Source organism: Streptomyces sp. NPDC002276 (genome assembly GCF_053891435.1).
In genome coordinates, this window is the sequence record NZ_JBSFCQ010000011.1 from 108,579 (window position 1) to 132,472 (window position 23,894).

Sequence of the window (23,894 nt, forward strand, 5' to 3'; positions counted from 1 at the left end):
CCGTGTCGATGTGCGGCTCCGCCGCGTGGGCGCGACCAGCCACAACGCACCCGCACTCGCCACACAACCGAATCCTGAACGGCGCTACGGCGAATCAGTACCGGGTAACAGCCGTAACCCCACTCACCGTCCCGATAGCAATATGCGGCGCCCGCCCAGGATCAACCCACCCCAAAATCCTCCGCATCGCATCCACCGGCACAGACACACAACCGGCGGTAGCCCCACGCCCGTTGACATGCAGAAAGATCCCCGCCCCACGCCCCTTCACGGGCTTGGCGTAGTTGTACCCGATGACAACCGCGTACGCGTACTGCGTCGCATAAGAGATCAGCCGCTCCGACTCGGACGCCCGACAGTCACTCGCGAGCGGCTCACTCCACCGGTTGTAGACGTGAGACCGAGTGTCCTCACACCACCAAGAACTCCCGCTCACCCGCCGGTACTTGACCCGAGTCCCACTCGGCGCGCCCTTGATCCCGAAGGCGTACGGCAGCTCGTACAACCCGGTGGGAGTCGTGTACGACCCCTGCTGACGAGCCCGCCCCTCGACGAGCCCCTTCGCCCCGAACCGAGCGGCGGCGGAACCGACCTTCACCCACGCCCCACCCCGCCGCCGCTCCCACCAACTGAGCGTCCCGGACGTGGACTTGACTCCCGGCGCCTGGGCGATGATCAGCTGACGCCCACCCCCGGTGTCCGCGAGCGACAAGGGTGACGGCTCCGCCGCCCGCGCGGGCACCGCACCGAGCAGCAGAAGAAGGGACGCGGACGCGAGGGCGAGCACACCGGGACGCATGGTTCAGACGCTAGAGCGGGGACGCCCTGACGGCACCTCAGTTGGGCCGAACAGGCAACGCACCGCTCCGGACATCACCGTGGCCGCCCCGGCCGGCGTTCATCGGGGCGGCCACGGCTGCCTGTCACGTCACTTGGTGAGCGTGCAGGCGGCCAGGGAGTCCAGTCCGGTCGGCTTGGTGCCCTGACGCCCGATCGAGATGGCGATCCGGTCGATGGTCGAGACGCGCTTGTCCTTCAGGGGGCCGAGGATGGCGTTCTGGACGAAGTTGGCGCCGCCCTGTCCGACGGTGTCGACGAGTCGCTTGTTGGCCTCGGCGATCTGGGTGTCGAGGAGGGCGAGGTTGCGGTCGACCTCGGCCTGCGCGGAGGCCGGAATCGCCGGCAGCTGCGACTTCACGTCCGGGCAGGAGATGGTCCCGACCGCGCTCGACCCGGCGGCAGCGGTGTCGTCCGTCCCCCCGGCCGCCTGCGTGGCCGCAGCCGTCGCACTCGGGGCGGCGGTCGCACCGGTCGCACCCGTAGTACCCGTAGCACCGGCCGCGTTCAGGGTGCAGGCGGCCAGGGCGTCCAGTCCGGTCGGCTTGGTGCCCTTGCGCCCGATGGAGATGGCGATGCGGTCGATGGTGGAGACGCGCTTGTCCTTCAGGGGGCCGAGGATGGCGTTCTGGACGAAGTTGGCGCCGCCCTGTCCGACGGTGTCGACGAGTCGCTTGTTGGCCTCGGCGATCTGCGTGTCGAGCAGCGTGAGGTTGCGGTCGACCTCGGCCTGCGCCGACGCCGGAATCGCAGGCAGCTGCGACTTCACATCCGGGCAGGTGATCGTCCCGGGGTCGGACAACGTCCGGGCGCTCTGCGTGGTGCTGCTCTTGTCCGGCGTTCCGGCAAGGGCGGTACCGGCGATGACGGCACCGGTGAGCGCCACGGCGGCGGCACCGCCGATGAACACGACGCGACGCTTGTTGTACTTGGGGAGAGCCCTGGACATGCGAATGCCTCACTCGGGTCAGGGGTGAACTGGGGGTGACTCGTGGGGGGAAACGCGGCGCCTGCGTTCGGCGAGAGGTACGGGAAAGCGGTTGCCGGTGTTCAAGGTTGTTCAAGGGTCTTTCAAAATTGACGAATCATGCAGCGCTCTGCATAATCATGCATGCGAGACAATGCAGGGACACCACAGCAGGAACACCACCGAACGACGACCCTCGGTCCACGGCCTTTGAGGAGCAGCGCAAGTGAGCAGCAACAGCGGTGACGTACGGCTCTGGGGCGGTCGTTTCGCCGACGGTCCCGCCGAGGCCCTGGCGAAGCTGTCCGCGTCCGTCCACTTCGACTGGCGGCTCGCGCCCTACGACATCGCCGGTTCCCGCGCCCACGCACGCGTGCTGCACAAGGCGAACCTCCTCACGGACGACGAGCTGACCCGCATGCTCGCGGGCCTGGACCAGCTCGCGGCGAACGTCGCCGACGGCACCCTGGTCGGCACGATCGCCGACGAGGACGTCCATACGGCCCTGGAGCGCGGCCTGTTGGAGATCCTCGGCCCCGACCTCGGCGGCAAGCTCCGGGCCGGCCGCTCCCGCAACGACCAGGTGGCCACCCTCTTCCGCATGTGCCTGCGCGACCACGCCCGTTCGATCGGCGGCCTGATCGCCGACCTCCAGGACGCGCTGGTGGGCCTCGCGGAGGCCCACCCGGACGTGGCGATGCCCGGCCGCACCCACCTCCAGCACGCCCAGCCGGTCCTCTTCGCCCACCACGTCCTCGCGCACGTCCAGTCGCTGTCCCGGGACGCGGAACGCCTGCGCCAGTGGGACGAGCGGACGGCCGTCTCGCCGTACGGCTCCGGCGCGCTGGCGGGCTCTTCCCTGGGCCTGGACCCGGAGGCGGTGGCGAAGGACCTCGGCTTCGAGCACGGCTCGGTCGCGAACTCGATCGACGGCACGGCCTCGCGTGACTTCGTCGCGGAGTTCGCCTTCATCACCGCGATGATCGGCGTGAACCTCTCCCGGATCGCCGAGGAGATCATCATCTGGAACACGAAGGAGTTCTCCTTCGTCACCCTGCACGACGCGTTCTCCACGGGCTCGTCGATCATGCCGCAGAAGAAGAACCCGGACATCGCGGAACTGGCGCGCGGCAAGTCGGGCCGCCTGATCGGCAACCTGACGGGCCTGATGGCCACGCTCAAGGCGCTCCCGTTGGCGTACAACCGCGACCTCCAGGAGGACAAGGAGCCGGTCTTCGACTCCATCGACCAACTGGAGGTCCTGCTCCCGGCGTTCACCGGCATGATGGCCACCCTGACGATCCACCGCGACCGCATGGAGGAACTGGCCCCGGCCGGCTTCTCCCTCGCCACCGACATCGCGGAGTGGCTGGTCAAGCAGGGTGTTCCCTTCCGGGTGGCGCACGAGGTCGCCGGCGAGTGCGTGAAGGTCGCCGAGTCCGAGGGTGTCGAGCTGGACGGGCTGACGGACGACCAGTTCGCGAAGATCTCCGCCCACCTGACCCCGGAGGTCCGCACGGTCCTGAACGTGCCGGGCGCACTGGCGTCCCGCAACGGCCGGGGAGGCACGGCCCCGAGCGCGGTGGCCATCCAACTGGCAGAGGTGAAGCGGGACTTGGCGGTACAGCACGCTTGGTCAACGGCGAAGCGCTAAGGGTCTTTTCAGGGGCGCGGGGAACTGCGCGAGCAACCACGACGCACCCGCACCCGCAGAACAACCGCACAACCCGAATCCTGAGGCGAACGGGCATCCCGAGTTACGTTGTCGGCATGCCCTTCGCCCGCCTCACCACCGCCACCACCCCCACCGCCCACCTCGGACTGGGCCTAGCCGCAGTAGGCCGCCCCGGCTACATCAACCTCGGCCGCGAAGAAGACCTCGGAGAGACCCGCACCGTAGAAACCCTCCGAGCCCGCACCCACGAACTCCTCGACGCCGCCTACGCGCAGGGCGTCCGCTACTTCGACGCGGCCCGCTCCTACGGCCGCTCGGAGGAGTTCCTCGCGGCCTGGCTCACCGCGCGCCCCGACATCGACGACGTCGTCATCGGCAGCAAGTGGGGCTACACCTACACCGCCGGCTGGACCACGGACGCCGAGAAGCACGAGGTCAAGGACCACACCGTCCAGACCTACGACCGCCAGCGCGGCGAAACCGCCGAACTGCTCGGCGACCGCCTGGACCTCTACCAGATCCACTCGGTGACCCCCGACAGCCCGGCCCTCAGCGACAAGCAACTCCACGCGAGGCTCGCCGAGTTGGCGGCGACGGGCGTGACCATCGGCTTCTCGACGAGCGGCCCGGCCCAGGCGGACGCCATCCGCGCCGCGCTCACCGTGACGGTCGACGGCGAGCCCCTCTTCCGTACCGTCCAGTCGACGTACAACGCCCTGGAGACCTCGGCGGGCCCCGCCCTCGCCGAGGCCCACGACGCCGGACTCACGGTGATCGTCAAGGAGGGCATGGCCAACGGCAGGCTGGCGGAGCCGTACGCGCCGGACGCCCTGAAGGCCGTAGCGGAAGAGACGTCCTCGGGCACCGACGCGATCGCGCTCGCCCTGATCCTGCGCGAGCCGTGGGCGGGCGTGGCCCTCTCCGGTGCCGCGACGGTCGGCCAGCTGGTGTCCAACCTGCGCGCGGCGGCCGTGGACCTGAACGACGACCAGCTCGCCCGCCTCGCCGCACTCGCCGAGGACCCGCACACGTACTGGGAGAAGCGCGGGCAGCTGCCCTGGCACTGAACTGAGAGACACCGACGATCGCCTCCCCTGTGAGGCACGCATGCCCGCGATGAGACATGAGTGTCTCATGTGGGTTATGGTTGTCTCATGGCTCTCGACCGCGACCATGTACTCCGTGCTGCCGCCGCCCTGCTGACCCGCAAGTCCACCGCGACGATGGACGAGGTCGCCAAGGCGGCCGGGATCAGCCGGGCCACCCTGCACCGCCAGTTCGCGGGGCGCGACGCGCTCGTACGCGCGCTGGAGGCGCTCGGCATCGCCGAGTGCGAGACCGCCCTGGACGCGGCACGGCTGGACGACGGCCGTGCCGAGGACGCCGTACGGCGGCTGGTCCGCGAGGTCGAACCGGCCGCAGGTCTGCTCGCCTTCCTCTACACCGAGAACCAGCTGTTCGAGGGCGAGGAGCAGCACGCGGGCTGGGCCAGGGTCGACGACCGCATCACCGCCCTGTTCCGGCGCGGCCAGCAGAGCGGCGAGTTCCGCATCGACCTCACGCCCGCCTGGCTCACCGAGGCGCTGTTCGGCCTGCTGGCCTCCGCCGTGTGGCTGGTGCAGAGCGGCAAGGGCGCCCCCAAGGACTTCACGCACATGACCGTCGAGCTGCTGCTCGGCGGCGCACTGCGCAGAGACGAAACACGGAGAGAGGAATCATGACCAGCACCCTGCAGCCGGTGGCTATGACGGAGACGGAGAAGCGCCCGGGCCGTTGGCTCGCGCTCTCCGTCCTCGTGCTCGCCGTGCTGCTGGTGGCCGTGGACGCGACCGTCCTCGGCCTCGCGACCCCTTACATCAGCGAGGACTTGAAGCCGTCCGGCACCCAGCTCCTCTGGATCGGCGACGTCTACTCCTTCGTCATCGCGGGCCTGCTCGTGTCGATGGGCAGCCTCGGCGACCGAATAGGCCGTAAGCGCATCCTGCTCGTCGGGGCCACCGCCTTCGGCGCGATCTCGGTCCTCAACGCCTATGCCACGACACCGGAGTTGATGATCCTGGCCCGGGCGCTGCTCGGTGTCGCGGGCGCGACCCTGATGCCCGCCACCCTCGCCCTGATCCGCAACCTCTTCCACGACCCGCGCGAACGCAGCCTCGCCGTCGGCATCTGGGGCGCAACGGCCTCCGCCGGTACGGCGGTTGGTCCGGTCGCCGGTGGCTTCCTGCTCGAACACTTCTGGTGGGGCTCGGTGTTCCTCATCAACCTGCCCGTGATGGCGGTCCTCGTCCTGGTCGGCATCAAGATGCTCCCGGAGTCGAAGAACCCCAACCCCGGGCCGTGGGACATGATCAGCGTCTTGCTGTCCCTGGTGGGTGTGATCGGCGTCGTCTACGCGGTCAAGGAGGCCGCGACCCACGGCTTCGAGTGGCCCGCACTCGCGGTGGGCGCACTGGGCGCGGCGGCCCTGTACTGGTTCGTCCGCCGCCAACTCACGCTGCCCGCACCTCTGTTGGACATGCGTCTGTTCCGCAACCGGGGCTTCAGCGCGGCCGTCCTGGCCGACCTGCTGACCATCCTCGGCCTGTCCGGGCTGGTGTTCTTCCTCTCCCAGTACCTGCAACTGGTCCAGGGCAGGGGCCCGTTCGAGGCGGGCCTGGCCGAAATCCCCGCCGCCGTCGGTGCGGTGGCGGCCGGCCTGATCGCAGGCCGGACGGCCCGCCGCTTCTCGGTCCGCGCGGTGGTGGCGGGCGGCCTGGCCGCGGTAGGTCTTGCGTTGGCCGTGCTGACGACCCTCAACCAGTCCACCGGCTACCCGCTCCTCGGCGCCGCACTGCTGGTGGTCGGCGTCGGCGCGGGCTTCTCCTTCACGGTGACGGCCGACGTCATCCTCTCCTCCGTACCGAAGGAACAGGCAGGCGCGGCCTCGGCAGTCTCAGAAACGGCCTACGAACTCGGCGCGGCCCTCGGTATCGCGGTCCTCGGCTCCATCGTGACGGGCGTGTACCGAGGCTTCGCATCCCCGGCAGGCACACCGTCCGGCGCCCACGAGTCACTGGGCGGCGCGGTGGAAGCAGCGGGCAGCATGCCGACACAGGCGGCCCAGGAAATGCTCACGTCGGCAAGAGAGGCCTTCGTGAGCGGCCTCAGCGTGGCGTCTGGCGTAGGCGCGGCGGTCCTGCTCGCTACAGCGGCGGCGGCTTGGTTCCTACTGCGAGGGCAACGCCTTTAGGGGCGCGGGGAACTGCGCGACCAGCAACAGCCCACCCGCACCAGAAAACAGCGTTACGCAGCCTTCGCCTTGGTCGCGTACATATCCACGTACTCCTGCCCGGACAACCGCATGACCTCAGTCATCACAGAGTCCGTAACCGCCCGCAGCACATACCGATCCCGGTCCATCCCCTCGTACCGGGAGAACTCCATCGCCTCACCGAACCGAACAGTGACCCGCCCCGGGCGGGGAATCCCCGCACCCCCGGGCTGCAACTTGTCCGTACCGATCATCGCGAACGGAACAACCGGCGCGCCCGTCATCATCGTGAGCCGGGCGATGCCGGTACGGCCGCGGTACAGCCGCCCGTCGGGCGACCGCGTGCCCTCGGGGTAGATCCCGAAGACCTTGCCCTCCTCCAGGATGCGGCGGCCGGTCATCAGCGCCGCGACCCCGCCGTTCGCACCGTCCCGGTCGACCGGGATCATGCCGACGCCGGTGAAGAACCAGGCCATGAGGCGGCCCTTGAACCCCTTGCCGGTGACGTACTCGTCCTTGCCGATGAAGAGCACCTGCCGGTCGCAGACCAGCGGAAGGATCATCGAGTCGATGAACGTGAGGTGGTTGCCGGCGAGGATCACCGGGCCGTCGTCGGGGATGTGCTCCGCGCCCTCCACACGTGTGCGGAACATCAGGCGCATGATCGGTCCGAGCACTGCCTTGATGAGCACGAAGCGGGACAACGGGCCCTCCGGTGTCAAGGGGTCGATATAAAACTGTGCAGGTGAGGACGATACTCGCGGTGCCCCGCGTATTGCACATCGGGTTCACCGAGGTCTTACGCAGTGTTGACGCACGTTTACCTGCGGTGTCGCTCCGGAGCCGCCCCGTAACCGGGCCGCCATGTTGTGACACATCTCGCGTTCCTTGCTGATGGCGTGTCAAACCTGTCCGTCCGTGCGACATCCAGCGTCACCGCCGTGTTCCGGCCGAGGTCTCCCGCTCGTCATGTACGCGCACCTACGATCGGCGCGCACCGACGGGGCGACGCCAGGAGGTTTCATGGACACGCAGGGAACGCAGGGGCCGAACGAGCGAGCCAACGGAACGGGACGACGGGCGCTCCTCGGCGCGGCCGTGCTCGGTGCGGGAGTGGCGGCACTGGGACCGGCGGGCACGGCGAGAGCCGCCGAGGCCTCGACGGCCCGTCACGGTGGCGGCCTGAAGGACCTGCCCAAGCCGACGATCGTCGGGCACCGCGGCACCAGCGGCTACCGCCCCGAGCACACCTTCGGCTCGTACAACCTGGCCCTCGACCTGGGCGCCGACATCGTCGAGGCCGGTGACCTCGTCCCCACCAAGGACGGCCACCTGGTCTGCCGGCACGAGCCGGAGATCGGCGGCACGACGAACGTCGCCGACCACCCCGAGTTCGCGAGCCGCAAGACCACCAAGCTGCTCGACGGCGTCTCCACGACCGGCTGGTTCACCGAGGACTTCACGCTCGCCGAGCTGAAGACCCTGCGCGCCATCGAGCGCATCCCGGCCAACCGCCCGCACAACACGCTCTACAACGGCCGCTGGGAGATCCCGACCTTCGAAGAGGTCCTCAAGTGGCAGGACGAGCAGACCCGTAAGCGCGGCAAGCAGGTCTGGATCTACCCCGAGATGAAGCACCCCACCTACTTCCGCAAGCGCGGCTTCGACATGGAGAAGCTGCTCTCCTCGACCCTGCGCAAGCACGGCAAGGACAAGCGGAACTCGCCGGTCCTCATCCAGTCCTTCGAGCCGACCAGCATCCAGAAGATCAGCAAGCTGGTGCGCAACAACCTCGTCGTGCTGCTGTCCGGCACGGGCACCCGCCCCTTCGACTTCGTCGACCTGGGCGACCCGCGCACGGTCGACGACCTGGTCACCCCCAAGGGCCTCGCCGAGATCGCGACGTACGCGCAGGGCCTGGGCCCGACGCTCGACCTGATCATCACGAAGAACGCCGACGGCAGCCTGAACAAGGAGACGACCCTCGTCGCCGACGCGCACAAGGTGGGCCTGATCCTGCACCCCTACACCATGCGCAACGAGAACCCCTTCCTGCCGCTGGAGTACCGCAAGGGCACGGCCGTGGACGCCTACGGCGACGCGTTCGGCGCCTTCAAGCGCTACTTCGCCACCGGCATCGACGGTGTCTTCACGGACAACGCCGACACCGGTCTGCTGGCCCGCGCGGACTTCGTCAACGGCTGAGCCCCGCGCCCCGTTGGAGTGACAGACGGCCGCCCCGGCAACCTTCCGCCGGGGCGGCCACGTCGTGCCGCATATGACACACCAACTCGTCGCCACCCTGCGCCCACTGCTCGCCGCTGAGGCCTCCGCCGAGGCATATGCCTCCGGAACCGAACCGGCCGACCTCGAACAGGCCGTCTGGCTCCGCCTCCTGGAGCGCCTCGACGCCTCAGGACCACCGGTCGACCCCCAGCGCTGGCTCCGCCGCGCGGTCCGCTCGGAGGCCCGCCGCACCCGCCGTACGGCCCGTATCGAGCAGTCGTACGGTGATGATCCCGTCGAGGACGGCGACCGCGGCCCCGAGCAGGTCGCCCTCACGGCGGCGCGGCACCGCGCGCTGCACGACGCGGTGCGCCGGCTGCCGGGTCGCTGCCCGCGTCTGATGGAGGCGCTGCTGTCGCCCAAGGACCTCACCTACCGCGAGATCGCGGGGGAGTTGGGTATCTCACAGGGCAGTCTCGGCCCGGAACGTTCCAGATGTCTGGGATGTCTTCGCCGATTGCTGACGCCGGAGGTTGCGGCCCGCGAAGCACGGGGATAGGAGTGAGAACCACATGGCGATCAGGTGAGCGGGAGGCGTGCGCACATGGGCATGAGTGTGACCATCTCGGTGGCGACCGAGCAGGACGCGGAGCAGATCTTCAGGTTGCAGTACCTGTGCTTCCAGAGCGAGGCGGCGCTGTACGGCAACTACCGCATCGACCCGCTCGTCCAGAGCCTCGACTCGGTCCGGGCCGAACTCGGCTCCGACTGCGTCTTCGTGGCGCGACTGGGCGAGGAGGTGGTCGGCTCGGTCCGCGGCACGGTGACCGAGGACGGCGCCGCCGCCATCGGCAAACTCTGCGTCCACCCGCGCCTCCAGGGTCACGGCATCGGTGCCCGTCTCCTCCGCGCGGCGGAAGCGGACCTCGCCGAGGAACGCGGCGCCAAGAAGTTCCGCCTCCACACCGGCCACCGCAGCGAGGGCAACCTCCGCCTCTACCGCCGCGTCGGCTACGAGACCGTAGGCACCTCCCAGGGCGACGACGGCGTACCGATGATCGTCCTGGAGAAGCCGGTCGAGGCGTACGTCGCTACGGCGTAGCCGTGTCGGTGCGGTTCTTCCGGAGCCAGTACAGCGCGGACAGCGGCAGCAGCACGGGGATGAAGATGTACCCCGCGCCGTAATACGACCAGACCGTCGCGTCCGGGAACGCCGAGCTGTCGATCACGGTCAGCGTGCCGACGATCAGGACACCCGCGAGTTCGGCGGCGCAGCACGCCTGTGCCGCCCTGCGGGCCCGTTCGCCGCCGCGGATCAGGGAGTACGTGATGAAGCCGTACACCACACCCGCGACGGCCGAGAGGGAGTAGGCGAGCGGGGCCCGGTCGAACTCGGTGGCGATCTGGTAGACGGAGCGCGAGACCGCGCCGACGACCATCACGCCGTAGAACCAGACGAGCAGCATGCCGGGCCCGCTGATGAGCCGCTTGGGCTTCTCTTCCGCGGTGTTCTCTTCGGTGCTCTCTTCCACGGTGGTCATCTCAGCTTCCCCAGATGTCGTAGAGCCGGACTTCGAGCACGGCCAGGACCACGGCGCCGGCCGCGACCGTCGCGGTGCCCCAGCGGGTGCGCTCCGCCAGGGACATGAAACCCGCCGCCGGGACCGCCGCGAACGCGCCCAGCAGATACGCCACGAAGATCGCCGTGCCCTGCTCCGCCTTCTCGCCGCGCGCCAACTGCACGATGCCGACCACCAGTTGGACCGTGGCCAGCAGGGTGACCACGGCCATGCCGATGAAGTGCCAGTCCTTCGTCGACTGGTCGCGGTAGGCCGCCCACCCGGTCCAGGCGGCGAGCAGCAGCGCGGCGACACCGATCGCCAGCGTCAGGGCATCAAGCATGCCGCGACCCTATTACGGGCCAAAAGACCCGGTGACCGTAGGGTCGGGAACATGAAGATCCATGCTGAGGCCCTCCTGTTCGACAACGACGGCACGCTCGTCTCCTCCCTCGAATCCGTGCGCAGGTGCTGGACGCGCTGGGCGGAGGAGTTCGGGATCACCGCCGAGGACCTCGCCCGGGTCGAACTGCACGGGCGGACCGCCGTGGCGATAGCCGCCGATCTGCTGCCCGCCGACGTCGTCTCGGCGGCGGTCGCCCGGATCGAGGCGCTGGAGGTCGAGGACGTGGCCAACGGGGGTGCCGTTCTGCTGCCCGGCACCAAGGCATTTCTCGACTCGCTGCCCGCCGACCGGTGGGCCGTCGTCACCTCCGCCACCCGTCGGCTCGCCGAGGCCCGGCTCGCGCACGCCGGCATCCTCCCCAAGACCCTCGTGGTCGCCGAGGACGTCACGCGCGGCAAGCCCGACCCCGAGCCCTACCTCCTCGCCGCCCGCCGGCTGGGCGTCGACCCGGCCCGCTGTGTCGTCTTCGAGGACGCCCCGGCCGGACTCCGGGCGGGCCGCGCGGCCGGGATGATCACCGTGGCATTGGCCACAACGCATGAGGCCCACGAGCTCGACGCCGACCTTGTTGTGAGTGACCTGTCAGCCTTGTCCGCGCTGGTCAGCGACGGGGGAGTGGAGATCTCCGTGCGCGGTTGACCGGCGTCCGCCGCTGTCCGGCATGCGGACAGCGGCACTTTGTCAGGACCGTACGTCTGCTTTACTGATTCCATGACCACGACGAGCAGCCGCACCCTTGCGACCGAGGCGACCCTGACGCCCGGTGCTCGCTGTATGTGTCGAATGTGCGCCTTCTAGAGGGCCCCCGCACCACCCCCCGGGCTACCAGCCCCAGCCTCGCGCCCCGAAGCGAGCCGCCGTGGCACGTCCATGCGCCGAACGCCGTGTGACTCCGCCGCCCCACGCACATTTCCCCCCTCGTACCAGGGCACATCCACGCCCTCGTACTCGACAGTCATGGAACCCCAGTGATCACCACATCGGGCCTGACCAAGGTCTACCGTTCGCGAGGCCGTGAGGTCACCGCCCTCGACGGCGTCGATCTCCATGTCCGCGAAGGCGAGGTGTACGGCGTCATCGGCCAGTCCGGCGCCGGCAAGTCCTCGCTCATCCGCTGCGTCAACCTGCTGGAGAAGCCCACCGCCGGCACGGTCACCGTCGACGGGCAGGACCTCACCGCCCTCGCCGGGCGCGGACCGCGCGCCGGACGGGAACTCCGGCAGGCACGCAGCCGTATCGGCATGGTCTTCCAGCACTTCAACCTGCTGTCCTCGCGGACCGTGCAGGACAACGTCGAGCTGCCGCTCGAAATCCTCGGGAAGTCGGGGAAGGAACGATCCGCCAAGGCCCTCGAACTCCTTGACCTCGTCGGGCTCGCCGACAAGGCGAAGGCCTACCCGGCCCAGCTCTCCGGCGGCCAGAAGCAGCGCGTCGGCATCGCCCGCGCGCTGGCCGGCGACCCCAAGGTGCTGCTCTCCGACGAGGCCACCAGCGCCCTCGACCCGGAGACCACCCGCTCGATCCTCCAGCTGCTGCGCGACCTGAACCGGCAACTGGGCCTGACCGTCCTGCTCATCACCCACGAGATGGACGTCGTGAAGTCGGTCTGCGACTCCGCCGCGCTCATGCGGAATGGGCGCATCGTCGAGTCCGGGACCGTCAGCGAACTGCTCGGCACCCCGGGCTCCGAGCTGGCCTCCGCGCTCTTCCCGGTCAGCGGCGAGGCGGGCGGCGCGGACCGGACCGTCGTCGATGTCACCTTCCACGGCGAGGCGGCCACCCAGCCCGTCATCTCGCAGCTCTCGCGCACCTACAACATCGACATCTCGATCCTGGGCGCCGCCATCGACACCGTCGGCGGACTTCAGGTCGGCCGCATGCGCATCGAACTGCCCGGCCGCTACGAGGACAACGTCGTGCCGATCGGCTTCCTGCGTGAACAGGGCCTGAAGATCGACGTGTTGGGCCAGGAGCCCGTACTGCTGAAGGAAGGTGCCAAGTGAGCTGGTCCGAGATGCAGCCCCTGCTGTCCCAGGCGTGTTGGGACACGCTCTACATGGTCGGCTGGTCCACGGTCATCGCCGTCGTCGGCGGACTCCCGCTCGGCGTCCTGCTGGTCCTGACCGACCGCGGCGGACTGCTCCAGAACGTGGCCGCCAACAAGGTCATCGGGCAGATCGTGAACGTGGCCCGTTCGCTGCCGTTCATCATCCTCATGGTCGCGCTGATGAACTTCACGCGGACCGTCACGGGGACGACGATCGGCCGCGAGGCCGCCATCGTGCCGCTCGCGATCGGGGCAATTCCCTTCTTCGCGCGGCTTGTTGAGACGGCTGTCCGCGAAGTGGACGGCGGGCTCGTCGAGGCCGTGCAGTCGATGGGCGGCAACACCTGGACCATCGTGCGCAAGGTCCTCGTACCGGAGTCGCTGCCCTCGCTGATCTCCAGCACCACCACGACGATCGTCGCCCTCATCGGCTACTCCGCGATGGCCGGCACGGTCGGCGCGGGCGGCCTCGGCGACATCGCCATCCGCTACGGCTATCAGCGCTTCGAGACCCAGCTGATGTGGATCACCGTGGCGATCCTCGCGGTCGTCATCTCCCTCATCCAGTTCGCCGGCGACTACGCGGCCCGCTCCGTGCACCGGCGCGGCGGACGGTCGGGTCCCGCGCCGAGGCTCCGGCTGCTGAAAGCCGCATAGGTCCACCCCCCTTCACAGACTCCCCGCACCACCCACCGCGGGGTCGTAGTACGCGACACCCTTCAGGAAAGGCACTTTTCGTGCGTAACACCGCAAAGCTCACCACCGCCGTCCTCGCCGCCGGAGCGCTCACCTTCGCGCTCTCCGCCTGCGGCTCGGACAAGGGCTCCTCCTCGGCCGCCGCCGACTACAGCGGACCGCTGGTCGTCGCCGCGAGCCCCACCCCGCACGCCGAGATCCTCGACTACGTCAAGGACCACCTGGCGAAGAAGGCCGGACTCGACCTGGAGGTCAAGGAGTTCACCGACTACGTCACGCCGAACACGGCGACCGAGGACGGCTCGGTGGGTGCCAACTACTTCCAGAACCAGCCGTACCTCGACGACTTCAACAAGAAGAACGGTACGCACATCGTGCCCGTCGTCACGGTCCACCTGGAGCCGCTCGGCCTCTACTCCCACAAGGTCAAGAGCGCCGACGCCCTGAAGAGCGGCGCGACGATCGCCGTCCCGAACGACAGCGTCAACGAGGCCCGCGCCCTCAAGCTGCTCGCGGCGAACAAGCTGATCACCCTGAAGGCCGGCGTGGGCAACGAGGCGACCCCCGCGGACATCACCGACAACCCGAAGAAGCTCAAGTTCAAGGAGCTGGAGGCGGCCCAGACCCCGCGCTCCCTGGACGACGTCGACGCGGCCGTCATCAACGGCAACTACGCCATCTCCTCGGGCCTGAAGCCCGCCAAGGACGCCCTCGTCCTGGAGTCCGCGACGAACAACCCGTACGGCAACTTCCTCGCCGTGAAGAAGGGCAACGAGAAGGACCCGCGCGTCAAGAAGCTCGCGAAGCTGCTGACCTCGCCCGAGGTGAAGAAGTTCATCGAGGACAAGTACGCCGGGTCCGTCATCCCGTCCTTCTGAACCCGGCCCGGGACCGGTCACTTCAGGCTGACAGGGGCGTATACGGCGTAACACCACGCACGGGGTCCACTCGCTCACCGCGGGTGGACCCCGTGGTGCGGTTCACCGCTTTCATGCTGCATGCTGGGCAGTTCAGGTTGCCCTGAACATTTTCCAAAGGTTACGGAGTGGCGCATGACTAGCACCTTCCCCAACATCTCCATCAGCACGGAGCGGTTGGTGCTGCGGCCCCTCGACGAGGACGATGTGCAGGCCCTGGCCGAGATGATGAACGACGAACAGGTGGCGGCCTGGACCGACGTGCCCCAGCCGTTCACCGTCGCCGGCGCCCGCGAGTGGATCACCAACTACGCGCCCGCCGAACGGACTTCGGGCCGCGGCCTCGACCTCGCCGTGACCGAGTTCCTCACCCAACGGCTCGTCGGCATCGTCCAGTTGACCAAGACCGACTGGCACCTCCGGTCCACCGAACTGTCGTACATCATCGCGCCCTGGGCCCGAGGCGAGGGCTACGCCTCCGAAGCCGCGCTCGCCACCGCCCAATGGCTGTTCGGGGACCAGAAGTTGGAGCGCATCGAACTGCGCACCGCCGCCGACAACACCGCCTCCCAACAGGTCGCCCAGAAGATCGGCTGCATCAGCGAAGGTGTCCTGCGCAACGCCTGCATAGCGCACGTCCACGCCGACGACGGCACCTGGATCGACGTCCGCACCGACTTCATCGTGTGGAGCCTCCTCCCGGAGGACCTGGAGGGCACGGCGGAACAGCTCGCCGACATCGACGGTTTCACGTCACTCGCCGACTGGAACTGAATCCGGCGGGTACGACCACGGGAGCACCGCCCAGCCGCACCAGGTACCCTCACGGTGCCCGCGTACGGGCCGCTGCCCCTGACGACCTGCGATGTACCCCAGGAGACTGACGACGATGGCCGACCGCGTCACGGTGATCGGCTGGGACGGCTCTCCGCTGACCGCTGCGGCACGCTCCGCCCTGAGCGCCGCCACCCTGGTGGCCGGCGCGCCCCACCACCTGGAACTGCCCGAGGTACCGGCGGGCGCCGAACGCATCCGGCTCGGCAGCGTGGCCCTGGCCGCCCGCCGTATCGCCGGCCGCCGTGGCACCGCGGTGGTGTTCGCCGACGGGGATCCGGGGTTCTTCGGTGTCGTACGGACCCTGCGCGCACCGGAGTTCGGCCTGGAGGTGGAGGTCGTCCCCGCCGTCTCCTCGGTGGCCGCCGCCTTCGCCCGCGCCGGGATGCCCTGGGACGACGCACAAGTGGTCGTCGCACACAGACGCACCCTGCGACGCGCGGTGAATGTGTGTCGCGCCCATACGAAGGTCGCCGTTCTCACCTCACCGGGCGCCGGGCCCGCCGAACTCGGCCTGCTGCTGGAGGGCGTCCACCGCACCTTCGTCATCTGCGAGGAACTGGGCACCGAGCACGAACAGGTCACCGTCCTCACCTCCGACAAGGCCGCCGACCGCACCTGGCGCGACCCCAACGTCGTCATCGTCATGGGCGGCCCGGTCGGCCCCGCCGTCACGGCCGGACCCGGCGAGGGCTGGATCGCCGGCCGCGACCCGGCCGCCGTCGCCCGCGGCTGGACCCTCCCCGCCGAGGCCTACGTCGGTGAGCTGGGCGAGGGCGAGACGGAACTGCTCCGGGCCGCCCAACTCGCCCGCCTGGGCCCGCGCGTCGGGGACCTCGTGTGGGACATCGGCTGCGGCAGCGGAGCCTTCGCCATCGAGGCGGCCCGCGCCGGAGCCGCCGTCATCGCCGTCGACCGCGACCCGCAGGCCTGCGCCCGCACCGACTCGGCGGCCCGCAGCTTCGGCGTGCACCTCCAGATCGTCAAGGGCGACGCCCCGCATATCCTGGAGAACCTCCCCGAACCTGACGTAGTACGGGTCGGCGGCGGGGGAGTGGCCGTCGTCTCCGCGGTCGCCGACCGGCGTCCGCAGCGCATCGTGGCGCACGCCTCGACCCGCGACGAGGCCGAACTCGTCGGCCGCGACCTGACGGAGCACGGCTACCACGTCGAGTGCGCCCTCCTCCAGTCCGTCGAACTCGACACCAGGGCCTGGACGGAGACGGAACGGAGTGTCGCGTTCCTGCTCAGCGGCCTCCTTCCCGAGCGCGTTTCGTGACCCCTCGAACCGTCCCCGTGATCCTGTTGTCGTACTGCGCGCGGTAGGCTGGCGGACCGTTGTACCGCACAGGGTGGACCGGCGCTTCGTTCGCCAATGTCCGGAAAACCCGCCCGTTTTGGGGTGTGTGTGGTACAGCGGAACCGGAGGACGCGCAACGTGGCGCAGTCCACAGCGGGCCGTCGCGGATCAAGCAGCCGTGACGGCGCAACGGCCGCGACAATGCCAGTGAATGGCTTTGTCGTCTAAATGGCTTTGTCGCTTTTTGGCGTCGGGTCGTTCGTGCCGCTGGACAGGCACGCTCGTTCTCCACTGCGGGGCGGTCGGTGCGCCGTTCCCGGAGAGCGGGTCGTAGAAGCACTAACCGATGGGCGAGGGGTACGCATGACCGACACCGGCCAGGTCCCGGCCGAGGGGTTGCCGGAGAACGCAGGCATGGTGGAACAGCCGAGCGTTCCCGCACACGGCGCGTACACCTACCACTCCGAGACCACCGCCGAGGACGAGGACCTGCTGCTCCTGCCGGGCGCCCAGGGCGCCTGGGGCAACGAGGTCCCGCCTCCCGTCCCCGAGCCGGTCGTCGAGACCGTCCAGGAGCCCGCACCGCACGAGCCCACGGCGTACGAGCCGGGTCCGCACGACTCGGCTTCGTATGAGCCGGGTCCGCACGACTTGGCTCCGCACGGGCAGGGTTCGCACGACTCGGCTTCGTATGGGCAGGGTTCGCAGGACTCGGTTCCGCACGAGCCTGGTCCGCATGAGATGGCGGGCCGTGACAGCGGTGCCGTCGACCTCGGCGCCGTCCGGCTCGCCGAACCGCCGCCCGCGCCGGTCACCCCGCGCCGCCCGCTGCACCTCGGCCCGCCCCTCCCCGACACCTCCGCGAGCCCGGTCCGCTCCCTCGCCGACCGCGGCCCCGCGGGTGCGCCGGTACGGCAGACCGGCCGCCCGACGACCGGCCCCGAGTACCTCGACACACCCCAACTCCGCGATCTGCCCCCGCAGGGCGCGGCCCCCTGGGGTGCCCAGGCGCCGGCCGGCGCGGGGGTGCGAACGGCGGAAACGGTTGCTCCGGCACCGGTACCGGCACTGGCGCCCGAACCGGGCCTGGAGCCCGGCGGCGCGGCCCAGGCCGCGGTCGCGAGGCTCGCCACGGAAGCGGTGAACGGGGCGGTCGCCACGGCCCCCGACGCGGGGGAGGCCTGGCAGGGACACGGTCAGCTGTACGCGGCGGAGACGGCCGCGGTGTCCGTTTCGGTTCCCTCGGCATCCTCTGCCGCCTCGGTGCACGCGAGCACCGAGAGCTCTGGAACCGCCGGTGTCCCCGAGCCGGGTCAACTGCCTGAAGGCGCCGAGGAGTTGGGCGCCGGGCAGGTCCAGAGTGCTGACGCAGACGTGGCCTACGGCGACGGGCAGATCGCCCAGGTCGTCGGCGCTCACGATGCCGAAGCCTTTGGCGCAGAGACGGCCCCTGAGGCCGCGTTCGTCCACGAGGAGGCCCTGGCACAGGGCGCCCACGCGGGCTCCGAGGCGGAGTTCCCGCACGGTGACGGCACCGGTCCTGAGACCGCCGTCGTGCACGGTGACGGCGGCCCTGGCGCGGAGGCAGTGCTTCTCCATGGCCCCGGCATTGAGGCCGCAGTCGTCCATGGCGATGACTCCGGCCCCGACGACGCCGTCGTGCTCGTGCACAGTGACGGATCTGGCTCCGAGGCCGCACCGTCGAACGTGGTGGCAGGCTCCGCCCTCGATGCCGTGCTCGCGCAAGGCGTCACCCCCGTGCCCGAGGCCGCGCCCGCGCAATTCGACGACGCGCTTGTTTCCACCGACCAGGCCCCCGAGGGCGCGTTCTTCGCCTCGCCGGCCCCGGAAGACGTGGCCGCCGCGGAGCCGGTCCAGGCGCAGGGCGTCGCGTTCGCCCCCGCTGCCGACCAGGTTCCCGACGCCGCTCAGATCCAGGAGACCGCGGACGAGGCCCAGGACCTCGGGGCAACTCCCCCTGTGCCTACGGCAGTCGAGACCCCGCTCACCTCCGAGCCCGAGCCTCTCGCCACCGCCGTGGACACGACACAGCCCGCCCCCACGGCCGACGACTCGACTCCGCTCACCGAGGCTGACCCGGTCCCGATCCCGGTTCCTGTCCCGGTCCTGACCTCGGTCCCGGTCCCGGTTCCGGACGCTGTAAACCCCGACAGCGCGGTCCTAGCCCCGCAGCCCGCCGCCGCGCCCGAAGTCGTAGCGGAGCAGCAGTTCACGGTCGAGGTGGAGTCGGCACTCGCGCCGCAGCCGATCGTCGCCGAGGCGCACGGAGCGGATGGCACGCCTCTGGCCCAACCCGCCACCCCGGACGCCGAGTTCGTGGAGTTCGCCGAGGTACCGCAGACCGTCCCGGCGGGCGCCAACCCCGACGATTCCCTCGGCCGGTTCGTGCCGGTGGAGGGCTCGGTGCCCACCACCCCGCACCTCGCGCCGACCCCGCCGCATCCCCTCATCCTCCCCACGGAGGACCCGTCCGGTGGTCCGGAATCCTTCGCCACCGTCCCCGGCCCCCGTGAGGCCGATGCCGACGGTGAGCCCGAACTCGTACAGCACGCGGACGACCTGGACACCCGGGCCGCCGACCAGGAAGAAGAGAGCACGGCCGCAGTGGGAGACGTACGAGAGTCCACCGGCCCTGCGGCACCCGGCTACGACGACGCCGAGCGCGAGGCCGTGCTGAAGGTGATGCGTGAGCGCCGTGACATCCGCAACGGGTTCCGCAGCGACCCGATCCCGCACGACGTGCTGCTGCGTGTGCTGGAGGCGGCGCACACGGCGCCGTCCGTCGGGCACTCCCAGCCGTGGGACTTCGTGGTCATCCGTTCCGCCGAGACCCGCCGCAACATGCACGAACTGGCCGAGAGCCAGCGCGAGGCGTACGCCAAGTCGCTGCCCAAGGGCCGGGCGAAGCAGTTCAAGGAACTGAAGATCGAGGCGATCCTCGACACCCCGGTGAACATCGTCGTCACCGCCGACCCCACCCGCGGCGGCCGGCACACCCTGGGCCGTCACACGCAGCCGCAGATGGCGCCGTACTCCGCCGCCCTCGCGGTGGAGAACCTGTGGCTCGCGGCGCGCGCCGAGGGCCTCGGGGTCGGCTGGGTCAGCTTCTTCGACGAGCGTGAGATGGTCCGCGCGCTCGGTCTGCCGGAGCACCTGGAGGTCATCGCGTACCTCTGCGTCGGCTACGTCGACGAGTTCCCGGACGAGCCCGAGCTGATGCAGGCCGGCTGGTCCAAGCGCCGACCGCTGTCGTGGGTCGTGCACGAGGAGACGTACGGTCGCCGTGCGCTGCCCGGCGAGGACCCGCACGACCTGCTCGCGGAGACCGTCGCCGGGATCCGCCCGCTGGACGCGAAGGCGCTCGGCGAGGCGTGGGAGCGGCAGAAGCGGATGACGAAGCCGCCGGGTTCGCTCGGCATGCTGGAGATCATCTCCGCGCAGCTGTCCGGTCTTTCCCGGCAGTGCCCGCCGCCGATCCCGGAGCCCGCGGCCGTCGCGATCTTCGCCGGCGACCACGGTGTGCACGCGCAGGGCGTCACCCCCTGGCCGCAGGAGGTGACGGCCCAGATGGTCGCCAACTTCCTTGGCGGCGGCGCCGTTTGCAATGCCTTCGCGAGCCAGGTGGGCGCCGAGGTGTGTGTCGTGGACGTGGGTGTGGCGTCCGAACTCCCGGCCACGCCAGGCCTGTTGCCCCGGAAGATCCGGGCCGGTACGTCCGACATGACGACCGGTCCCGCGATGTCCCGCGAGGAGGCCAAGCAGGCCATCGAGGTGGGCATCGAGACGGCCCGCGATCTCGTGGCGGCGGGCAACAAGGCTTTGCTCACAGGGGAGATGGGCATCGCGAACACCACCGCGTCCGCCGCCCTGATCTCGGTGTTCACGGACACCGACCCCGCCGAGGTCACCGGCCGGGGCACCGGTATCAACGACGAGACCCTGGCCCGCAAGACGGAGGTCGTGCGCCGCGCGATCGAACTCCACCAGCCGGACCCCGCCGACCCCATCGGCGTCCTCGCCGCGATCGGTGGCTTCGAGCACGCGGCCATGGTCGGCCTGCTGCTCGGCGGCGCCTCCCTGCGTACGCCGGTGATCCTGGACGGTGTCAGCGCCGGTGCCGCCGCCCTGGTGGCCCGCGCGATCGCCCCCGAGGTCCTCGCGGCCTGCATCGCGGGTCACCGCAGCGCCGAACCGGGTCACGTCGCCGCCCTCAACAAGCTCGGCCTGCGCCCCCTGGTCGACCTCGACCTCCGCCTCGGCGAGGGCACGGGCGCGCTGCTGGCCCTGCCGCTGGTGCAGAGCACGGCGCGGGCGATGCACGAGGTGGCGACGTTCGACTCCGCCGGGGTGACCGAGAAGTAGACGCCCGCAGGGGGCTGTGGCGGCCCGGCCGGTGGACCGGCTGAGCCGCCACAGCCCCCTGCCCGTAAAATCTGCACGTCAGGGCCACCGCACGTCGTACAGCACTCGTACCGCGCGTCGGGCAAACCCGCCGTAAAAGAGGAGCCGCACCCTCATGGCCGAAAACCCCGCCTACCCCGTAGGCCTCCGCCTCACCGGCCGCCGGGTCGTGGTCCTGGGCGGCGGCCAGGTCGCCCAGCGCCGCCTCCCGGCGCTCATCGCGGCGGGCGCGGACATCACCCTCGTGTCCCCCGAGGCGACCCCCTCCGTGGAGGCGATGGCGGACGCGGGCGAGATCACCTGGGAGCAACGCCCGTACGCGGACGGCGATTTGGCGGACGCCTGGTACGCCCTGATCGCCACCACCGACCCCGAGGCCAACACCGCCGCCTCCGCCGAGGCGGAAGCGCACCGCGTCTGGTGCGTCCGCTCCGACGACGCCGACGAGGCCACCGCCTGGACCCCGGCGACCGGCCACAGCGAGGGCGTCACCGTCGCCGTACTCACCACGGACGCGCGCGGCCGGGACCCCCGCCACACCGCCGCGATCCGCGACGCGGTAGTGGCAGGCCTGCGCGACGGCACCCTCGTCGCCCCGCACCACCGCACCCGGACGCCAGGAGTCGCCCTCGTCGGCGGCGGCCCCGGCGACCCGGACCTGATCACGGTCCGCGGCCGCCGCCTCCTCGCCGAGGCCGACGTCGTCATCGCCGACCGCCTCGGCCCCCGCGACCTCCTCGCCGAACTCCCCCCGCACGTCGAGGTGATCGACGCGGCGAAGATCCCCTACGGCCGTTACATGGCCCAGGAGGCCATCAACAACGCGCTGATCGAACACGCCAAGCAGGGCAAGTCGGTCGTACGGCTGAAGGGCGGCGACCCGTACGTCTACGGCCGTGGCATGGAGGAGGTCCAGGCGCTCGCCGAGGCCGGCATCCCGTGCACGGTCGTACCCGGCATCTCCAGTTCGATCTCGGTACCGGGCGCGGCCGGGATCCCGGTCACCCACCGGGGCGTCGCCCACGAATTCACCGTCGTCAGCGGCCATGTCGCCCCCGATGACGAGCGTTCCCTGGTCGACTGGCCGTCCCTCGCGAAGCTCACCGGCACGCTGGTGGTCCTCATGGGCGTGGACAAGATAGGGAAGATCGCCGAGACCCTGATCGCACACGGGAAGCCGGCCGACACCCCGGTGGCCCTGGTCCAGGAGGGCACGACGGCCGCCCAGCGCCGGGTCGACGCGACCCTCGCGACGGTCGGCGAGACCGTACGCGCGGAGGACGTGAGGCCGCCGGCGGTGATCGTCATCGGCGCGGTCGTCACCGTAGGCCCGGAGGCTCTTGCGTAACCCCGGGTAACACAACCCGTTCCCAGCCGTTGGCACGACACCCAGGACAAGGCAGTATCACCCTGTGGCCGATCTCATCACCGTTGAGGATCCCGACGACCCGCGCCTGCGTGATTACACGGGCCTGACCGACGTAGAGCTGCGCCGCAAGCGCGAACCGGCCGAGGGCCTGTTCATCGCCGAGGGCGAGAAGGTCATCAGACGGGCCAAGGACGCGGGCTACGAGATGCGCTCCATGCTGCTGTCCGCGAAGTGGGTCGACGTCATGCGGGACGTCATCGACGAACTCCCGGCCCCCGTCTACGCGGTGAGCCCGGAGCTGGCCGAACGCGTCACGGGCTACCACGTCCACAGAGGCGCGTTGGCCTCCATGCAACGCAAACCGCTCCCCACGGCCCACGAACTCCTCCAGACCACCCGCAGGGTCGTCGTCATGGAGTCGGTGAACGACCACACCAACATCGGCGCGATCTTCCGCTCGGCGGCGGCACTGGGCATGGACGCGGTCCTGCTGTCTCCCGACTGCGCGGACCCCCTCTACCGCCGCAGCGTGAAGGTCTCGATGGGCGCGGTCTTCTCCGTCCCCTACGCCCGCCTCGACAGCTGGCCCAAGGGCCTGGAGTCGGTCCGCGAGGCGGGCTTCACGCTCCTCGCCCTCACCCCCGACGAGAAGGCGAAGAGCCTCGACGAGGCGGCCCCGCACCGCATGGACCGGGTGGCCCTGATGCTGGGAGCAGAGGGCGACGGCCTCTCCACCCAGGCCCTGGTGGCGGCCGACGAATGGGTCCGCATCCCCATGGCCCACGGCGTCGACTCCCTCAACGTGGGCGCCGCCGCTGCCGTAGCCTTCTACGCGGTGGCCACCGGCCGCCCCGAACTCTAGGAGCACGCTTGGCCCAGCGCGAGGCGATCGTGGCCGTACTCCGGCGGGCGGACCGCGTCCTGGTCATCCGCCGGGGCCCCGACTCGGCTCGCTCCGGCTACTGGGCCCCGCTCAGCGGCAAGCTCGAACCGGGGGAGACCCAGGAGGAAGCCCTCGTCAGAGAGGTCCACGAGGAGGTCGGCCTGGCGGTCTCCCCTCTCGCCAAGGTCTGGCAGTCCGAGACCGACGACGGCAGCTTCCGCCTCCACTGGTGGACCGCCACCGAAACAGGCAACGGCACGATCGTCCCCGACCCGGGCGAGGTCTCCGAGGTCCGCTGGGTCACCCCGGCGGAGTTCCTGACGATGAGCCCGCAGTTCGACGCGGACAGGGAGTTCTTCGAGCGGGTGCTACCGGGCTTGTAAGCGGGGCTGCACATGTGTCAGCCCGTCCGGCGTTTGAGGACGAGGCCCCTTAAGGGCCGAAGCGGGGGTCTGGGGGCGGCAGCCCCCGGGGACGGGACGGGTAGGGGCGGCGGGGGCGAAACA

22 protein-coding genes are annotated in these 23,894 nt (G+C 70.2%); 17 read left to right on the forward strand and 5 right to left on the reverse strand.

Annotated elements, in window-relative coordinates; all coding sequences use genetic code 11:
- Positions 1-94: 94 nt before the first annotated feature.
- Together ACWIHT_RS26910 and ACWIHT_RS26915 are read right to left on the reverse strand one after the other, a co-directional pair.
- Complete coding sequence (locus tag ACWIHT_RS26910; protein ID WP_456170825.1) at positions 95-799, reverse strand: L,D-transpeptidase family protein; 705 nt, start codon at positions 797-799, stop codon at positions 95-97.
- Positions 800-928: 129 nt separating this feature from the next.
- Positions 929-1,786, reverse strand: a complete 858-nt coding sequence (locus tag ACWIHT_RS26915) for a hypothetical protein (RefSeq protein WP_456170826.1) — start codon at positions 1,784-1,786, stop codon at positions 929-931.
- A 244-nt stretch (positions 1,787-2,030) separates the two neighbouring features.
- Here ACWIHT_RS26915 and argH point away from each other — a divergent pair, with 244 nt between their 5' ends.
- The 4 genes from argH to ACWIHT_RS26935 all read left to right on the forward strand — a co-directional run bounded on the left by argH (position 2,031) and on the right by ACWIHT_RS26935 (position 6,708).
- The gene (gene argH / locus ACWIHT_RS26920) at positions 2,031-3,458 is read left to right on the forward strand and encodes an argininosuccinate lyase (RefSeq protein ID WP_456170827.1); all 1,428 of its coding nucleotides are present in this window, start codon (positions 2,031-2,033) and stop codon (positions 3,456-3,458) included.
- Positions 3,459-3,574: 116 nt separating this feature from the next.
- Entirely contained in the window at positions 3,575-4,546 is a 972-nt protein-coding gene (locus tag ACWIHT_RS26925; RefSeq protein ID WP_456170828.1) for an aldo/keto reductase, read from the forward strand.
- A gap of 87 nt (positions 4,547-4,633) precedes the next feature.
- A complete protein-coding gene (locus ACWIHT_RS26930; protein WP_456170829.1) occupies positions 4,634-5,200 on the forward strand; it encodes a TetR/AcrR family transcriptional regulator in 567 nt (188 codons plus the stop codon).
- The gene (locus ACWIHT_RS26935; protein WP_456170830.1) at positions 5,197-6,708 is read left to right on the forward strand and encodes an MFS transporter; all 1,512 of its coding nucleotides are present in this window, start codon (positions 5,197-5,199) and stop codon (positions 6,706-6,708) included. The genes ACWIHT_RS26930 and ACWIHT_RS26935 overlap by 4 nt, the downstream gene beginning before the upstream one ends.
- Positions 6,709-6,761: 53 nt before the next feature.
- On the opposite strand, the gene ACWIHT_RS26940 is transcribed toward ACWIHT_RS26935, so the two are convergent.
- Positions 6,762-7,433 (reverse strand): lysophospholipid acyltransferase family protein, encoded by a 672-nt coding sequence (locus ACWIHT_RS26940; protein ID WP_406461740.1) that lies wholly within the window; start codon positions 7,431-7,433, stop codon positions 6,762-6,764.
- Between the two features lie 319 nt (positions 7,434-7,752).
- On the opposite strand from ACWIHT_RS26940, the gene ACWIHT_RS26945 reads away from it, so the two are divergent.
- The 3 genes from ACWIHT_RS26945 to ACWIHT_RS26955 all read left to right on the forward strand — a co-directional run bounded on the left by ACWIHT_RS26945 (position 7,753) and on the right by ACWIHT_RS26955 (position 10,057).
- Positions 7,753-8,934 (forward strand): glycerophosphodiester phosphodiesterase, encoded by a 1,182-nt coding sequence (locus ACWIHT_RS26945; RefSeq protein ID WP_456170831.1) that lies wholly within the window; start codon positions 7,753-7,755, stop codon positions 8,932-8,934.
- Between the two features lie 73 nt (positions 8,935-9,007).
- The gene (locus ACWIHT_RS26950) at positions 9,008-9,514 is read left to right on the forward strand and encodes a sigma-70 family RNA polymerase sigma factor (protein WP_456170833.1); all 507 of its coding nucleotides are present in this window, start codon (positions 9,008-9,010) and stop codon (positions 9,512-9,514) included.
- A 45-nt stretch (positions 9,515-9,559) separates the two neighbouring features.
- Positions 9,560-10,057 carry a GNAT family N-acetyltransferase gene (locus ACWIHT_RS26955; RefSeq protein ID WP_456170834.1) on the forward strand — a complete coding sequence of 166 codons (498 nt, stop codon included), beginning with the start codon at positions 9,560-9,562 and terminating at the stop codon, positions 10,055-10,057.
- Here the strand turns inward: ACWIHT_RS26955 and ACWIHT_RS26960 are convergent.
- Together ACWIHT_RS26960 and ACWIHT_RS26965 are read right to left on the reverse strand one after the other, a co-directional pair.
- Positions 10,047-10,496 carry a hypothetical protein gene (locus ACWIHT_RS26960; RefSeq protein ID WP_456170835.1) on the reverse strand — a complete coding sequence of 150 codons (450 nt, stop codon included), beginning with the start codon at positions 10,494-10,496 and terminating at the stop codon, positions 10,047-10,049. The genes ACWIHT_RS26955 and ACWIHT_RS26960 overlap by 11 nt on opposite strands.
- Before the next feature lies 1 nt (position 10,497).
- A complete protein-coding gene (locus tag ACWIHT_RS26965) occupies positions 10,498-10,857 on the reverse strand; it encodes a hypothetical protein (protein ID WP_019066313.1) in 360 nt (119 codons plus the stop codon).
- 51 nt (positions 10,858-10,908) lie between these two features.
- Here ACWIHT_RS26965 and ACWIHT_RS26970 point away from each other — a divergent pair, with 51 nt between their 5' ends.
- From ACWIHT_RS26970 to ACWIHT_RS27015, 10 genes are all read left to right on the forward strand, one after another.
- Positions 10,909-11,559: an HAD family hydrolase gene (locus ACWIHT_RS26970; RefSeq protein ID WP_456170836.1), complete on the forward strand. Its 651-nt coding sequence runs from the start codon at positions 10,909-10,911 to the stop codon at positions 11,557-11,559.
- A 329-nt stretch (positions 11,560-11,888) separates the two neighbouring features.
- A complete protein-coding gene (locus ACWIHT_RS26975) occupies positions 11,889-12,923 on the forward strand; it encodes a methionine ABC transporter ATP-binding protein (RefSeq protein WP_456170837.1) in 1,035 nt (344 codons plus the stop codon).
- Complete coding sequence (locus tag ACWIHT_RS26980; RefSeq protein ID WP_456170838.1) at positions 12,920-13,624, forward strand: methionine ABC transporter permease; 705 nt, start codon at positions 12,920-12,922, stop codon at positions 13,622-13,624. Before ACWIHT_RS26975 ends, ACWIHT_RS26980 begins: the two co-directional genes overlap by 4 nt.
- Before the next feature lie 80 nt (positions 13,625-13,704).
- Positions 13,705-14,541: a MetQ/NlpA family ABC transporter substrate-binding protein gene (locus ACWIHT_RS26985; RefSeq protein WP_456170839.1), complete on the forward strand. Its 837-nt coding sequence runs from the start codon at positions 13,705-13,707 to the stop codon at positions 14,539-14,541.
- A gap of 174 nt (positions 14,542-14,715) precedes the next feature.
- The gene (locus tag ACWIHT_RS26990) at positions 14,716-15,354 is read left to right on the forward strand and encodes a GNAT family N-acetyltransferase (RefSeq protein WP_456170840.1); all 639 of its coding nucleotides are present in this window, start codon (positions 14,716-14,718) and stop codon (positions 15,352-15,354) included.
- A 115-nt stretch (positions 15,355-15,469) separates the two neighbouring features.
- A complete protein-coding gene (cbiE, locus tag ACWIHT_RS26995; RefSeq protein WP_456170841.1) occupies positions 15,470-16,693 on the forward strand; it encodes a precorrin-6y C5,15-methyltransferase (decarboxylating) subunit CbiE in 1,224 nt (407 codons plus the stop codon).
- Positions 16,694-17,077: 384 nt separating this feature from the next.
- Positions 17,078-21,097, forward strand: coding sequence for a nicotinate-nucleotide--dimethylbenzimidazole phosphoribosyltransferase (cobT, locus tag ACWIHT_RS27000; RefSeq protein WP_456170842.1), 4,020 nt, complete (start codon positions 17,078-17,080; stop codon positions 21,095-21,097).
- A gap of 154 nt (positions 21,098-21,251) precedes the next feature.
- Positions 21,252-22,484, forward strand: coding sequence for a uroporphyrinogen-III C-methyltransferase (gene cobA / locus ACWIHT_RS27005; protein WP_456170843.1), 1,233 nt, complete (start codon positions 21,252-21,254; stop codon positions 22,482-22,484).
- Between the two features lie 64 nt (positions 22,485-22,548).
- A complete protein-coding gene (locus ACWIHT_RS27010) occupies positions 22,549-23,367 on the forward strand; it encodes a TrmH family RNA methyltransferase (RefSeq protein ID WP_093624585.1) in 819 nt (272 codons plus the stop codon).
- An 8-nt stretch (positions 23,368-23,375) separates the two neighbouring features.
- The gene (locus ACWIHT_RS27015; RefSeq protein WP_456170844.1) at positions 23,376-23,771 is read left to right on the forward strand and encodes an NUDIX domain-containing protein; all 396 of its coding nucleotides are present in this window, start codon (positions 23,376-23,378) and stop codon (positions 23,769-23,771) included.
- Positions 23,772-23,894: the final 123 nt, after the last annotated feature.

What these genes read in the sequence shown, in the direction of transcription:
- ACWIHT_RS26910 (WP_456170825.1), bottom strand. Translation starts at nt 799, where the DNA reads ATGCGTCCCGGTGTGCTCGCCCTCGCGTCCGCGTCCCTTCTTCTGCTG.
- ACWIHT_RS26915 (WP_456170826.1), bottom strand. Translation starts at nt 1,786, where the DNA reads ATGTCCAGGGCTCTCCCCAAGTACAACAAGCGTCGCGTCGTGTTCATC.
- ACWIHT_RS26925 (WP_456170828.1), top strand. Translation starts at nt 3,575, where the DNA reads ATGCCCTTCGCCCGCCTCACCACCGCCACCACCCCCACCGCCCACCTC.
- ACWIHT_RS26930 (WP_456170829.1), top strand. Translation starts at nt 4,634, where the DNA reads ATGGCTCTCGACCGCGACCATGTACTCCGTGCTGCCGCCGCCCTGCTG.
- ACWIHT_RS26935 (WP_456170830.1), top strand. Translation starts at nt 5,197, where the DNA reads ATGACCAGCACCCTGCAGCCGGTGGCTATGACGGAGACGGAGAAGCGC.
- ACWIHT_RS26945 (WP_456170831.1), top strand. Translation starts at nt 7,753, where the DNA reads ATGGACACGCAGGGAACGCAGGGGCCGAACGAGCGAGCCAACGGAACG.
- ACWIHT_RS26950 (WP_456170833.1), top strand. Translation starts at nt 9,008, where the DNA reads ATGACACACCAACTCGTCGCCACCCTGCGCCCACTGCTCGCCGCTGAG.
- ACWIHT_RS26955 (WP_456170834.1), top strand. Translation starts at nt 9,560, where the DNA reads ATGGGCATGAGTGTGACCATCTCGGTGGCGACCGAGCAGGACGCGGAG.
- ACWIHT_RS26960 (WP_456170835.1), bottom strand. Translation starts at nt 10,496, where the DNA reads ATGACCACCGTGGAAGAGAGCACCGAAGAGAACACCGCGGAAGAGAAG.
- ACWIHT_RS26965 (WP_019066313.1), bottom strand. Translation starts at nt 10,857, where the DNA reads ATGCTTGATGCCCTGACGCTGGCGATCGGTGTCGCCGCGCTGCTGCTC.
- ACWIHT_RS26970 (WP_456170836.1), top strand. Translation starts at nt 10,909, where the DNA reads ATGAAGATCCATGCTGAGGCCCTCCTGTTCGACAACGACGGCACGCTC.
- ACWIHT_RS26990 (WP_456170840.1), top strand. Translation starts at nt 14,716, where the DNA reads ATGACTAGCACCTTCCCCAACATCTCCATCAGCACGGAGCGGTTGGTG.
- cbiE (WP_456170841.1), top strand. Translation starts at nt 15,470, where the DNA reads ATGGCCGACCGCGTCACGGTGATCGGCTGGGACGGCTCTCCGCTGACC.
- cobT (WP_456170842.1), top strand. Translation starts at nt 17,078, where the DNA reads ATGACCGACACCGGCCAGGTCCCGGCCGAGGGGTTGCCGGAGAACGCA.
- cobA (WP_456170843.1), top strand. Translation starts at nt 21,252, where the DNA reads ATGGCCGAAAACCCCGCCTACCCCGTAGGCCTCCGCCTCACCGGCCGC.